Annotated in this window: 7 protein-coding genes and 5 pseudogenes; 4 read left to right on the forward strand and 8 right to left on the reverse strand. The window is 47.6% G+C overall.

The window, feature by feature from the left end:
- Positions 1-443 precede the first annotated feature (443 nt).
- Together ACOTXR_RS24335 and ACOTXR_RS24340 are read left to right on the forward strand one after the other, a co-directional pair.
- The gene (locus tag ACOTXR_RS24335; protein WP_158649110.1) at positions 444-2,441 is read left to right on the forward strand and encodes a BCCT family transporter; all 1,998 of its coding nucleotides are present in this window, start codon (positions 444-446) and stop codon (positions 2,439-2,441) included.
- A gap of 63 nt (positions 2,442-2,504) precedes the next feature.
- Positions 2,505-3,782 carry a DUF2254 domain-containing protein gene (locus tag ACOTXR_RS24340; protein ID WP_045890830.1) on the forward strand — a complete coding sequence of 426 codons (1,278 nt, stop codon included), beginning with the start codon at positions 2,505-2,507 and terminating at the stop codon, positions 3,780-3,782.
- Between the two features lie 40 nt (positions 3,783-3,822).
- On the opposite strand, the pseudogene ACOTXR_RS24345 reads toward ACOTXR_RS24340, so the two are convergent.
- The 5 genes and pseudogenes from ACOTXR_RS24345 to ACOTXR_RS24365 all read right to left on the reverse strand — a co-directional run.
- Positions 3,823-4,131, reverse strand: a pseudogene (locus ACOTXR_RS24345) (integrase core domain-containing protein); the annotation flags it as partial.
- 16 nt (positions 4,132-4,147) lie between these two features.
- Positions 4,148-5,224, reverse strand: coding sequence for an IS110 family transposase (locus ACOTXR_RS24350; protein ID WP_000227969.1), 1,077 nt, complete (start codon positions 5,222-5,224; stop codon positions 4,148-4,150).
- A gap of 272 nt (positions 5,225-5,496) precedes the next feature.
- Positions 5,497-5,685 (reverse strand): annotated as a pseudogene (locus ACOTXR_RS24355) (DDE-type integrase/transposase/recombinase); the annotation flags it as partial.
- A gap of 80 nt (positions 5,686-5,765) precedes the next feature.
- Positions 5,766-7,274: a group II intron reverse transcriptase/maturase gene (gene ltrA / locus ACOTXR_RS24360; RefSeq protein WP_032142620.1), complete on the reverse strand. Its 1,509-nt coding sequence runs from the start codon at positions 7,272-7,274 to the stop codon at positions 5,766-5,768.
- A gap of 672 nt (positions 7,275-7,946) precedes the next feature.
- Positions 7,947-8,372, reverse strand: a pseudogene (locus ACOTXR_RS24365) (IS3 family transposase); the annotation flags it as partial.
- Here ACOTXR_RS24365 and ACOTXR_RS24370 point away from each other — a divergent pair.
- Both ACOTXR_RS24370 and ACOTXR_RS24375 read left to right on the forward strand, forming a co-directional pair.
- Positions 8,360-8,440 (forward strand): annotated as a pseudogene (locus tag ACOTXR_RS24370) (hypothetical protein); the annotation flags it as partial. The pseudogenes ACOTXR_RS24365 and ACOTXR_RS24370 overlap by 13 nt on opposite strands.
- Positions 8,437-9,588 carry an IS30-like element IS30 family transposase gene (locus ACOTXR_RS24375; protein ID WP_001254932.1) on the forward strand — a complete coding sequence of 384 codons (1,152 nt, stop codon included), beginning with the start codon at positions 8,437-8,439 and terminating at the stop codon, positions 9,586-9,588. The pseudogene ACOTXR_RS24370 and the gene ACOTXR_RS24375, both read left to right, overlap by 4 nt.
- Positions 9,589-9,600: 12 nt before the next feature.
- Here the strand turns inward: ACOTXR_RS24375 and ACOTXR_RS24380 are convergent.
- From ACOTXR_RS24380 to ACOTXR_RS24390, 3 genes and pseudogenes are all read right to left on the reverse strand, one after another.
- Positions 9,601-9,858 (reverse strand): annotated as a pseudogene (locus ACOTXR_RS24380) (transposase); the annotation flags it as partial.
- A gap of 228 nt (positions 9,859-10,086) precedes the next feature.
- Complete coding sequence (locus ACOTXR_RS24385) at positions 10,087-12,519, reverse strand: hybrid sensor histidine kinase/response regulator (protein ID WP_222834550.1); 2,433 nt, start codon at positions 12,517-12,519, stop codon at positions 10,087-10,089.
- A 36-nt stretch (positions 12,520-12,555) separates the two neighbouring features.
- Complete coding sequence (locus ACOTXR_RS24390; protein ID WP_104868956.1) at positions 12,556-13,668, reverse strand: response regulator; 1,113 nt, start codon at positions 13,666-13,668, stop codon at positions 12,556-12,558.
- Positions 13,669-13,931: the final 263 nt, after the last annotated feature.

The raw sequence follows: 13,931 nt of genomic DNA on the forward strand, positions 1-13,931 counted from the left end.
AGAAACAGAAGCCACTGGAGCACCTCAAAAACACCATCATACACTAAATCAGTAAGTTGGCAGCATCACCGGCGATTGTTACTCGTTTTGGACAAGTCAGCCTGAAGGAAAATCAGCGACGAACCGGCACTGATTATTTGCATCCTGAACGTCTGTCCTTACCTCTGACATTGCGACCATCCTTAAAGCCCGCTTTACGCAACATCAGACGTTAGTAAGTCATTCTCAATATTGCTCTAATCAAAGTGAATCCCCAGATCTGATGCAATTTATGCAAATCAAATGCTCCAGAAGACGGCTGGCAGACTATCAACAGGATATCTGTATGGCCACTCTTGCACTCTGCATTCCGATTGACGCCGCATCGTAAGTTGAAGTTTGCTAATCTTTGAGATGTAGTACCCTCTATACAGTGCGGATTTTAATTAATGGAATAAATGATTATGAGTGAAAATGATACAATCCAAAAGAAGTCTAAAAGCCAGATTAACAAAGCGGTATTCTTTACATCTGCTTTGTTAATTTTCCTTCTTGTCGCCTTTGCCGCTGTATTCCCGGATGTCGCCGACAAAAATTTTAAACTACTTCAGCAACAAATCTTCACGAATGCCAGCTGGTTCTACATCCTTGCAGTGGCCCTGATTCTACTGAGTGTCTCGTTCCTGGGACTCTCACGCTACGGTGATATCAAACTGGGTCCGGACCATGCGCAGCCTGATTTTAGCTATCACTCCTGGTTTGCGATGCTTTTCTCGGCAGGGATGGGGATCGGCCTGATGTTCTTTGGCGTTGCTGAACCTGTGATGCATTATCTTTCACCTCCTGTCGGCACTCCAGAGACCGTTGCGGCAGCGAAGGAAGCAATGCGCCTGACGTTCTTCCACTGGGGCCTGCACGCATGGGCAATCTATGCCATTGTGGCACTGATCCTGGCCTTTTTCAGTTACCGTCACGGTCTGCCTTTAACGCTGCGTTCCGCACTTTATCCCATTATTGGCGAGCGCATATACGGACCTGTAGGCCATGCGGTTGATATTTTCGCCGTTATTGGCACCGTCTTTGGCGTTGCGACATCGCTGGGGTACGGTGTTTTGCAGGTGAATGCTGGTTTGAATCATCTTTTCGGGGTGCCTATTAATGAAACGGTGCAGGTGATTCTAATCGTTGTCATCACTGGTTTAGCGACGATTTCGGTGGTGTCCGGCCTGGACAAGGGAATACGTATACTGTCTGAGCTCAACCTGGGCCTGGCAGTGCTGCTGCTGGCGCTGGTCCTGTGTCTGGGACCAACCGTGCTTCTGCTGAAGTCATTTGTGGAAAATACGGGCGGTTATCTTTCTGAACTGGTGAGTAAAACTTTTAACCTTTATGCGTATGAACCTAAGTCGAGCAACTGGCTGGGGGGCTGGACATTACTGTACTGGGGATGGTGGCTTTCATGGTCGCCGTTTGTGGGGATGTTCATCGCAAGAGTCTCGCGCGGTCGAACCATTCGCGAGTTTGTCACCGGCGTGCTGTTTGTTCCCGCCGGCTTCACGCTCATGTGGATGACGGTGTTTGGTAACAGCGCAATCTATCTCATTATGCACCAGGGGGCGGCTGATCTCGCCAATACCGTTCAGCAGGATGTCGCGCTGGCCCTGTTTAATTTCCTGGAGCATTTCCCGTTTTCTTCCGTGCTGTCATTTATTGCAATGGCGATGGTCATTGTCTTCTTTGTCACCTCGGCTGACTCCGGGGCAATGGTTGTTGATACGCTGGCATCGGGTGGCGTCGCTAACACGCCTGTATGGCAGCGAATTTTCTGGGCCTCGCTCATGGGGATTGTGGCAATCGCACTGCTGATTGCGGGGGGACTGAGCGCGCTGCAAACCGTGACAATAGCGAGCGCATTACCTTTCTCAGTGATTTTACTGATATCCATATACGGATTATTAAAAGCCCTGCGTCGGGATTTGACCAAGCGTGAAAGCCTGAGCATGGCGACTATTGCTCCGACTGCAGCGCGTAACCCGATTCCATGGCAGAGACGCTTGCGCAATATCGCTTATCTGCCAAAGCGCTCTCTTGTGAAACGCTTTATGGGCGACGTTATCCAGCCCGCCATGACGCTGGTTCAGGAAGAACTGAATAAACAGGGAACGATAAGCCATATAAGTGATACTGATGACGAACGAATTCGGCTTGAAGTCGATTTGGGCAATGAGCTGAACTTTATTTATGAAGTGAGACTTCGTGGCTATAACTCACCGGCTTTCGCCATGGCTGCAATGGACAATGACGAGCAGCAGGTTGAGCAACATCGATATTATCGCGCTGAGGTCTATCTGAAAGAAGGCGGTCAAAACTATGATGTGATGGGCTGGAATCAGGAACAGCTGATTAATGACATACTGGACCAGTACGAAAAACACCTGCACTTCCTGCACCTCGTTCGTTAATACAAAAATGCCGTCCTGCCGCGCGGCATTTATTTTCCCGAACTTAATACAAGGATATGCTGAATGATTTCACGCTGGCAATGGATTCTCAGGCAGACACTTAAAAAGCTATGGTTCAGGGCAACGTTATTTGCAATGGTAGCAATAATAACGGCCCTTTTATCTATTCTTTTTAGATCAATGATCCCAGAGTCAGTATCAGTGAAGGTTGGTGCGGAAGCAGTTGATAATATTCTGAACATACTGGCATCGAGTATGCTGGCGGTGACCACATTTTCACTGAGTATCATGGTCACCGCTTACGGTTCAGCCACTACTAATGTGACGCCCAGAGCCACGCGTTTAGTTGTAGAAGACGTAACCACACAAAATGTACTGGCCACTTTTATCGGTTCTTTTCTCTTCAGCCTGGTAGGGATTATTGCCCTCAATATGGGAGCCTACGGAGAAAGGGGTAGAGTCATTTTATTCATTGTAACACTGGTTGTCATTGCCTTAATAATCATCACATTGCTTCGCTGGATACAGCATTTGACCTCTCTGGGCAGGGTAGGTGAGACAACAGCAAAAGTAGAACAGGCGGCGATCGAGACATTTATTGCGAGAGCAAAAAGTCCATGTCTTGGCGGATATCCATGGCTTGAGAACAATGAACAACCAAAAGGAACTGTTGCCGTATATCCGGAGAAAATTGGCTATGTTGAATATATTGACATGGTCAAGCTCGGCAGTCTGCTGAGCAATGATCCTCGTCATGTATATCTTGTGGCGCAGCCAGGCAGTTTCATACATCCATCGATGCCAGTTTTGTACCTGAGTTCTGGTCAGGAGTCATCAATCTGTACCGATTTACTTGAAACGATCATTGTCTCGGATGTGCGTTCATTTGCTCAGGATCCCCGATTCTGTCTCAGCGTCATGGCCGAAATAGCCTGCAGGGCCCTTTCGCCCGCAGTAAACGATCCCGGTACTGCGATTGATGTCATTGGCAGAGGTGTTCGAATACTCTCCGCTTACGCGCAGAATAAAATAGATGAAACTGAAGTGATATATCCTTCAGTACATGTTGCGCCACTTCAGATCAAAGACCTACTGGAAGACTTTTTCTTACCTGTTGCACGTGATGGTGCGAGTATGAGGGAGATTCAGATAAGAGTCCTTAAAGGACTGTCTATGCTGAGTAAGGGTTGGCCTGGGATGTTTGCTGAAGCCGCACATATACTGGCATCTGAAACATTAGAGCATGCAACTCGTACTGGTCATATAGCCCATGACGAATATCTTATAAAATCAATTTATTATAATTTATTCAGTGGCGAAAATCCTAATAAAAAACCATAGTTGCGGGACAAAGGATTTGTCCTCTGGCAAGGTGTTGTGGTCAACTAAAACTGGCCACCGCGTTAGAGTTTTTCCAGTATCGATTTTCTGATTCGTTTGGTGGTAACCCACCATTATATTCGTGCGGTCTTAGTGCGCTGTAATATCCAACAATATAGTCCGTTATTGCGTGAGCTGCATCGCTGAAGCTTACATAGCCCGTCGCCGGCACCCATTCGTTCTTCAGACTCCTGAAGAAGCGCTCCATTGGGCTGTTATCCCAGCAGTTTCCACGCCGACTCATACTCTGCCTGATCCGGTATCGCCACAGTAACTGCCGGAACTGCCTGCTCGTATAATGACTGCCTTGGACGCCCTTCTAAGAGTCAAGCTGTTATCGGGATACTGTTGATCCGCCTGTTTTGATTGCGCAGTAACGTGTAAACTTCGCGGGAGATATATCGCTTTAGACAGCGTATCGCTTCCATTTTTGTATGTCCTTCGGCTACACGCCTGGCGACATATTCCTTTGTTTTTGCGTCAGTTCGTAAGCGTCCGATGGCGATGATGTGAAGTGCACTATTTGCAGCACGATCTCCACCACGATTAAGTCGGTAACGGTTCGTTTTTCCAGAAGAAACGGGGACCGGGCTGACACCACACAGTGCCGCAAATCCTGATTCTGATCTTAACCGTTGAGGATTGTCTCCGGCAGTGATCAGCAACTGTGAAGCGCTTTCGTATCCGATAGCATTACGTTTAATCAGCTCAGGTGCCAACTCGTCGACAATTGCCGCAATCATGACATCCAGATCAGCGATTTCGTCATGTAACTCGAGATAGCGTCGGGCAAGGGACTTTAATGAAATGCGATAAACGTTGGTTACATTGCGGTATTCACTGGCATCAGGTCTCCAGGAACCCAGGGTCCTGATGAGCTGCATGCGCGTCATATTTCTGAGCTGTTCACGTAATTCATCCGGGGCAGAGATAATATTTGAATGGATAATCTGGAGAGCGACTCTGCGGGCTGATATTGCTGTTTTTCGGCAAGTTTTTAATACCCGCAGGGACTCAATCATGCCATCACGCGTTTTGGGAGTAACTGTCCTGATGCCTGAGAATGCTGCATGAGCGGCACATTCAGCATCAATTGTGTCACTTTTACCCCGTTTGCGTCGCTCCATCCGGTCTGGAGCAGTCACCTCAAGAACTTCTAACCCGGCGTTCTGAAAATAACGAAGCAAACCGGAACCATAGGTACCTGTGCACTCAACACCAATTCGCTTTAATGTCCCAAACGAGGTCATCCATGCCAGCATCTGCCGGTAACCTTGTCGTGTTGTGGAGAAATACTGAGTCCCAAGGACTTTATTGTTCTGATCTACGACAGCGGCAACGTGCAAATCTTTATGTGTATCCACGCCACCCACAACGGCAGCTTCGGTAACTTTATCAACCATGACAGAGCTCCTGTGAGGAAACAGAGTTGAATCTCCAGACAGATAACCCGGACAGGACAGTAACGAGACAAGCCGTCAGGCCCTTCTTGAGTCACGCGCATCGGTGAGGAGATGCCTCGCATGAAGGCGCTTCCGGCAACCGACGGGTCCAGGGCAGGACACAAAAGGTCGATCGCTGTGTGAGTCAGGATGCGGGAAGGTCTTCACTGCATCAGTAATCACACCAATCTGGTTAAACGGCAAACTAAGTGGTGGTAAAGACTGACATCGGCATTATTACTATCGCTGTGGAACATCACCCCGACGGGCTTACCACGGGTTTCCCATGCCATTTCCAGTGCCTTCATGGTAAGCCTGCTGTCCGGCGAGAACGACATGGCCCAGCCCACTGGTTTTCTTGCGAACAGGTCGAGAACAACGGCGAGGTACGCCCAGCGCTTACCCGTCCAGAGTAGAGTAAGAGGCAGGGCGTAGTCGGACTATTTCCCTGCCTCTCCTCCCCGAACCGGACGTGCACCTTTCAGCGCATCCGGCTCTCCATTTAAATGCTGGCGAACGCCATTGCCACTTCTGTAAAGCGCGATGTATACGTGTTTCTGGTCTCCGTCCTCAGATAGGGATTACCTTCGGGTAGCCGCCAGCGGAACAGCTTCTTGCCTTGCCCCACCAACCGGTACAGTATTTCGCCGCTGAGCTTGCCGTGATTGGTTTTACCAAATAAAACCCACGTTTTGCTCTGACCCGGTTTCGGTGATTTACACCACCACCTCATCAGGGAAGCGATACCTGTACGGTATTTGCGGGCCAGCCAGTGAGCCAGCTTCCAGAACACGACACGGTCGATATAACTGAAGACTTTGGCCTTAAAATCAACGAACTGATAGAACATGGCCCAGCCTTTCAGTTTTCGGTTGAGTTGTTCAGCCATATCGACTTTGCTTTCACTGTAGTTGCCTGATAACAGTGCTGTCAGCGATGCGGCGAAGTTTCTGGCTTTCTCCTGCGGGATCGTTGAGACCACTCGCATCTCGCCATAACGACTGCGTTTGCGAATGATCCTGTGCCCCAGAAAGATAAAGCCGTCATTAACATGGGTGATTTTAGTCTTATCCATGTTCAGCCTGAGTTTCAGACTGCCTTCGAGCACACCCCGACACTCCTCCCTGATGGCTTCCGCCTGTGCTTTGGTGCCTTTGACGATGAGGACAAAATCATCGGCATAGCGGCAGTACGCCACCGCGGGTTTCCACTGCCAGTTTTCTCTGACCGCCGTACTTCGGCCCCGTTGGATACTGTTATTCCAGTACCACTGATCTTTTCTGGCTTTCCCGCTCAGGTAGCGCTCATGCAGGTATTGATCGAACTCATTCAGCATGATGTTCGATAATAGCGGCGATATAACACCGCCCTGTGGTACACCTTCACTGGCCGCCCGAAAGAGACCGACATCGATATGTCCCGCCTTGATGGTTTTCCACAGCAGAGTCATGAAACGTGCGTCACTGATCCTGCGGCGTACAGCCTTCATCAGCAGTCGATGATGTACGGTGTCGAAGTAACTGGACAGGTCGCCTTCAATCACCCAGCGTCCCCGGGTTTCACCACAGTCTGTGAGCTGTAATTTCACCGTGCGGATCGCGTGGTGGACACTGCGCTCAGGCCGGAAGCCATATGAGAGCGTATGAAAATCACTCTCCCATATCGGCTCCATCGCCATCAGCATGGCCCGCTGAACAATACGATCCCGCAACGCGGGGATACCCAGTGGTCGCAGTTTGCCGTTGCTTTTAGGGATGTAAACCCGTCTGGCGGGCAAGGGCTGGTAGTGGCCTGAGAGTAATTCATCCCTGAGGATTTGCAGCTCAACAGCCAGTCTGGCCTGTAGCATTGTTTTGTTCACGCCATCAACGCCTGGGGTATGGGCCCCCTTTGATGAAAGCGTGATCCGCGCCGCTTCAGCCAGCCATTCTGGTTGTGTTATCAGACGCAGCAGCCGTTGAATCCGTAGGGACGGATCGGTGGCTGCCCATGTGGCAAGCTTGCGTTGCATTTCGCTGATTATCAAAGGTCTTCACCTCGTTAGGTCAGTTAATTCACGTCGCAAACACATTCAAACTGCTTCCCTTCGCCATGTAATGGGCTTTCCCCATCGCAGACTACTACGGAAGCTCCGCCAGCCAGCGCGTCATCGGAGCCATGCCCCCTTAACATCCGTCGCTGACCTTCCCCGGTTTACCTGCCTGGACTCAGGCATACTGAGGAGGCTGCCCGTCGCACTCTTTATCCTTGCTTGCCGCAAGTTGGCAGAAGTCAGCAACGCAAGCGTGATAGACGCTGCTGCCCCGGTGTTTCGCATACATGTCAAAACACCTTCGACCGGCAGTGCTTACGTATCACTGCCAGTTCCTCCTGCACGGCCTGTCAGATCACGTAGGCCGTGGTGACGTTTTCAACCCACAGAGGCGGATTAACGGGTTCATGTTCTTCAGCCTTTCAGTACTTAACCTTGAGGATCATCTCGGCTTAGTGATCTCGCCTCAATCCCCGTTGTCAGCGGGTTACATCACCCTGCGGGCATGCCGCAGGTCACTGCCGCTCAGGTTCTCCACCGTCACACCCGGTGGGATTGTTGGGTTTCTCATCGTGAGTTACCGGTTCAATATTCCAGACAGACTCGCGGTTCATTTAAGCATCCATGCCCGCCCTGAACTCCGGGCACACTATAGGTCACATCACCGCACCACACCTGATTTGGTTCCGTTACGGCGAACTGTCGCTCAAGATGATTCGGGATAGCAACGTGCTCATGACCGCCACGCTTATACCGGTGAGTCGGCTGCTGGCAACTGACCAGCCCCAGCTCTTTCATGAGTCTGCCAGCAAGCCAGCGCCCCATCTGGTAGCCTCTCTGGGTTGCCATTGTGGCGATGCTTCTTGCTCCGGCAGAGCCGTGGCTGATGCCATGCAGTTCAAGTACCTGGCTGCGTAATACAGCCCGTCTGCCGTCTGGCTTTTCAGGACGGTTTTTCCAGTATTTGTAGCTGCTGCGATGGACCCCGAACACATGGCAGAGAGTGGCCACAGGATAACGCGCCCTGAGTTTCCCGATTATCGAGAACTGTTCAGGGAGTCTGACATCAAGAGCGCGGTTGTAGATTCAATTGGTCAACGCAACAGTTATGTGAAAACATGGGGTTGCGGAGGTTTTTTGAATGAGACGAACATTTACAGCAGAGGAAAAAGCCTCTGTTTTTGAACTATGGAAGAACGGAACAGGCTTCAGTGAAATAGCGAATATCCTGGGTTCAAAACCCGGAACGATCTTCACTATGTTAAGGGATACTGGCGGCATAAAACCCCATGAGCGTAAGCGGGCTGTAGCTCACCTGACACTGTCTGAGCGCGAGGAGATACGAGCTGGTTTGTCAGCCAAAATGAGCATTCGTGCGATAGCTACTGCGCTGAATCGCAGTCCTTCGACGATCTCACGTGAAGTTCAGCGTAATCGGGGCAGACGCTATTACAAAGCTGTTGATGCTAATAACCGAGCCAACAGAATGGCGAAAAGGCCAAAACCGTGCTTACTGGATCAAAATTTACCATTGCGAAAGCTTGTTCTGGAAAAGCTGGAGATGAAATGGTCTCCAGAGCAAATATCAGGATGGTTAAGGCGAACAAAACCACGTCAAAAAACGCTGCGAATATCACCTGAGACAATTTATAAAACGCTGTACTTTCGTAGCCGTGAAGCGCTACACCACCTGAATATACAGCATCTGCGACGGTCGCATAGCCTTCGCCATGGCAGGCGTCATACCCGCAAAGGCGAAAGAGGTACGATTAACATAGTGAACGGAACACCAATTCACGAACGTTCCCGAAATATCGATAACAGACGCTCTCTGGGGCATTGGGAGGGCGATTTAGTCTCAGGTACAAAAAACTCTCATATAGCCACACTTGTAGACCGAAAATCACGTTATACGATCATCCTTAGACTCAGGGGCAAAGATTCTGTCTCAGTAAATCAGGCTCTTACCGACAAATTCCTGAGTTTACCGTCAGAACTCAGAAAATCACTGACATGGGACAGAGGAATGGAACTGGCCAGACATCTAGAATTTACTGTCAGCACCGGCGTTAAAGTTTACTTCTGCGATCCTCAGAGTCCTTGGCAGCGGGGAACAAATGAGAACACAAATGGGCTAATTCGGCAGTACTTTCCTAAAAAGACATGTCTTGCCCAATATACTCAACATGAACTAGATCTGGTTGCTGCTCAGCTAAACAACAGACCGAGAAAGACACTGAAGTTCAAAACACCGAAAGAGATAATTGAAAGGGGTGTTGCATTGACAGATTGAATCTACAGTAGCCTTTTTTAATATTTCATTTTCCATTTCAATACGTTGTAGCTTTTTCCTGAGCTCACGGATTTCAATTTGTTCCGGGGTAATAGGGGAGGCTTTTGGTGTTTTTCCCTGCCGCTCATCACGTAATTGTTTCACCCATCGCGTCATTGTGGAAAGGCCGACATCCATAGCGCTGGCTGCATCTGCCACGGTGTAATTCTGGTCAACGACCAGTTGAGCGGATTCGCGTTTAAACTCTGCGCTGAAATTTCTTTTTTTCATTATGGCACCTGTGTTGTTCTGAGGTGAGCATATCACCTCTGTTCAGGTGGCCAAATTCAGTAAACCACTTCACATACGAGAAAACTGGTTAAGATCGGCTTCGGTTTTAAGGCCCTTAGCCAGTCCAGCCGCCAGCGCTTTGAGTTTCTTTTCGTCCATAATTTGCCTGTCTCCGTTGTTGGAATGAACATATCAAAAACAGGCAGATACACAATTTAAATTACAGTCTCAAAGTAACTCATCCACAACGGTCTCTTTGAATTGACTTAACTCGACTTTGATTTGAACCATTAGCTCCAGAGCATCATCAAAATGATAACTTGATACTGCTTCAGACAGAGCGTAGCTCAGTTCCGGATTAAGCTTTTCAAAACAGGACTTATACTTGGAATAATAAAATTCAGACTCTAAGTCGCACTCTTCTAGCAATGCTGTCAGGTGGCTCACTTTAGACTCAAACTCCTCGACTGATTTGATATCACACTCGTGTTGAAGATGAGTGGTATCAACGAGCGCAGATTCTGGAAGGTCTTTGTACTTAGGAATTACTGATACTCCGAAGTGGTCAATATCGAGTTTGATGGTAAACCAGAAATTGCTTCCTTTATCTAGCTCACTGTCGACACCAACATGACCGCCCATTAACTCTGTAATGCGCTTAGAAATCGCAAGGCCAAGGCCAGTACCTCCGTATTTTCGGGTCGTTGAGGCGTCTACCTGCTGATAGCTGTCAAATACGACGGTCTGGTCGTGTTCAGACAAACCAATCCCCGTATCCATGACACTAAATAGCAGGTCAATATGTTTTTCGCTTCTTTGCACGACACTGACTGCGATGGTTACATCTCCTCCTCTAGAAAACTTGATGGCGTTACTCACATAGTTCAGGAGGATTTGCTTAATACGAAGTTGATCGCCAACGACCTGAGGAATGGACTGATCAACTTCAGTCATAAGATGAACATCGTTTTTTCTGGATTGGTGCTCAAAAATGTCGTACACATCCTGAATTGTCGCTCGAATATCGAATGGTGCCTTCTCAATATCAACCTTATTTGCTTCAAGTTTAGAAAGGTCCAGAATGTTGTTAATCAGTGTCAGCAAATGCTTGCCTGATCTATCGATTTTCAACAGGTTATTTTTCTGCTCAGACGTGAGGTCTGAATTTAACAGTATGTAAGATAACCCGAGAATCGAATTCATCGGCGTACGTATTTCATGGCTGACATTTGAAATAAACTTGCTCTTGGTTAGGTTAGCATGTTCAGCCGATAATTTTGCCTCAGTCAGTTCGGAGGTAAGCCTATCCAACTTGCCACCCATGTCGATGATCGCGTTTGCTGTTTCGTTGAGCTCTTTTAAACGGAAGCCTTCATGAGCTAAGTTAAAATCACCCAGCCCGACTCGATTGACCATGCTCTGGAACTGAGTTAATGGCTTAGCAATAAATTCACTCGTCTTCTTGGACGAACGCCAGATGAGGATAAAGAACAAGGTGTAGAATACCACTAAACAGAAGATCAGAATGTAACCAATTTTTTGGTATTTTTGTTCTAGCGCATGAGAAGTCGCATACATTTCCTTCTCACCAACAATTATCAGTAAGCGCCACTGAGTTTCTGGTATGGTCGACCATGATAGCAGTTTATTTTCACCATTCAGTTTGAGCTGCATAACCCCATTGGTGTTCTTGAGTAAACGCATGCTCAAGTCAGCGGTGCCATCACGTTTATACAGGTTAAATGCCTCAGGCTTAAAAATCTCTTTGGTGATTGCTTGCTGGTAGCTGTACTTAGTGAGTTCTTTCAAGCCAAAATCGTGTTCTCCTTGTGGTGGCAAAGCCATAATTGTGCCGTTACTATTCACTAAAACAGCGTAGCCGCCCCAAGGAATGGCTAGATTTTGAATGCTTTCTATAATGTCACTGACTTTGATATCAAGCCCGACAACACCCTCGAGAAAACCTTGGTTGTAGACCGGCGCGATAACCGATGCCATCCAGCCGTGGCCCGCAGGATCAATGTAAACATCTGTCCAAATTGTCTTCTGGTCAGGATTGTTTTCAGCGTTTGCCAGGTAGTAAAAGTTGTACTCCGGAATGTCCATTTTGGGAGGGTACTGAGCGACGGTGTAGAACCACGGGTAGATTCGGTTGTATGAATCCCAGGTATTAAAGTAAATCGACGCAACCAAATCGCTATTATTTTTGATTTGTTTCATCAGTGGGTCAAGGTGAGCGAGTTTATACACCTTCTCCCAATCTTTTTCGGCGGTAAGACCAGAGTAGAAAGAAGCCGAGCCCCCTAAATCTTGTTTAGAATACAAGACGCCATCTTCGCTCACGGCAAGGTTATCTTTTTCAGATCGGTCAATGGTGTGTTCTTCTGATAAAACACGTTCTGTTTCGTTTTGGTATACGGCCGTTAAGGTTTCTATTGAGAGCAGCTTCTCTCTAATGATTGCTGCTTCTCTCTCCGATGAGATCTTCAACTCTTCATTTACTTTTGTGTAAATGTATTCCATGTTGTCGGAACTGATAAAACGGTTACTTATTAGGTAAACGGCAATAAGAACCGATTCCACCAGAATGAGGGGAATGATTCCGGTTTTGACCATTGAACGCCACACCCACGATTGTGTGGTGATTTTCTTGTCTTTCATGTTTGTCTCAGAAACGGCTATAAGTACTTGTCTTATCTAGTTAGTGTATTCTTGAGCAATGGCATCGAGTTCATCTGTAATTTCAGCGAAGGCATCGATGATAGTAGGGTCAAATTGAGTGCCTTTGCCTGACACAATGATATTTACTGCGTCTGAATGTGAAAACGCAGGTTTATAAACTCGCTTGCTGATGAGCGCATCATAGACGTCTGCTATAGCCATGAGTCGGGCGGACAACGGAATTTGCTCTCCAGCAAGACCTAATGGGTATCCTTCACCATCCCAGCGTTCGTGATGTGAGTAGGCGATCTCTTTTGCGACAATCAAGAACTTCATAGGCTGGCCGCATACTTTCTCAGCATTTTTAATCGCTTCATAACCGATGGTGGTATGAGTTTTCATCACTCGAAATTCATCGTCGGTCAGGGAGCCTTCTTTCCGCAAGATGTTGTCTGGAATGCCTATTTTCCCGATATCGTGCAGAGGCGCTGATTTATATAACAGGGCAATAAAGTCATCGGTCAGTTCTGAAACATAACGCGAGTTTTGGCGTAATTGCTCTGCTAAACGTTTTATGTAAGCTTGGGTACGTTTAATGTGGTTACCCGTTTCGTTATCGCGGGATTCGGCTAACGAAATCATGGCATAAATGGAAACATCTTGAATTGCGTGAAGCTCTTCTTTTTGCCGCAAAGCTTCGTTGGTTCGTCTTTCGACCTCTTGCTCTAGCACTTGATTCTTGTCTTTTAAGATATCGGAAGCCACTTTGAGAGATACATGTGTTTTAACACGTGCCTTCACGACCTCTGGGTTAATTGGTTTGGTTATGTAGTCAACGGCACCCAATTTTAGCCCTTTATGTTCATCGATTCTTTCAGCTTTAGCTGTGAGGAATATTATCGGGATATCACTGGTTGCTGGGTTTGATTTAAGCTGCTGGCATACTTGATAACCATCTATTTCCGGCATCATGATATCGAGCAAGATCAAATCTGGATTAGCAGTTTCGGCAAGTGTAAGCCCGCGCTCACCGCCGTTTGCCCCTTTTACCTTATAATCATCTTTAAGTAGCTGATACATCAGCGTGAGGTTTTCTGGAGTATCGTCGATAACCAATACAGTTGGCTTCGATGAAGAAAAATCGAACATACTTCCTCCTTTTGGCAGCAATACGGCAAATTGCGATTTAGTGCATAATATTTATGTCAATAATCACTTAATGATCTTGAACTCTTTACTAAAATAAAGATGAAATAGGCTAGAATCGGTATCATCACGAACGTCGCGAAATAAAGTATCGAAATAGCCACAAATACAAATAACTTAAACCGATCTTCCAGCAAACAACCATTCCACAACCTTTTGATTGATTCTATCATCGAACTAGGGAAGGTGCGAACAAGTTCCTGATA

The organism is Enterobacter cloacae complex sp. IR53030 (genome assembly GCF_049238365.1).
Classification (GTDB): Bacteria; Pseudomonadota; Gammaproteobacteria; order Enterobacterales; family Enterobacteriaceae; genus Enterobacter; species Enterobacter kobei.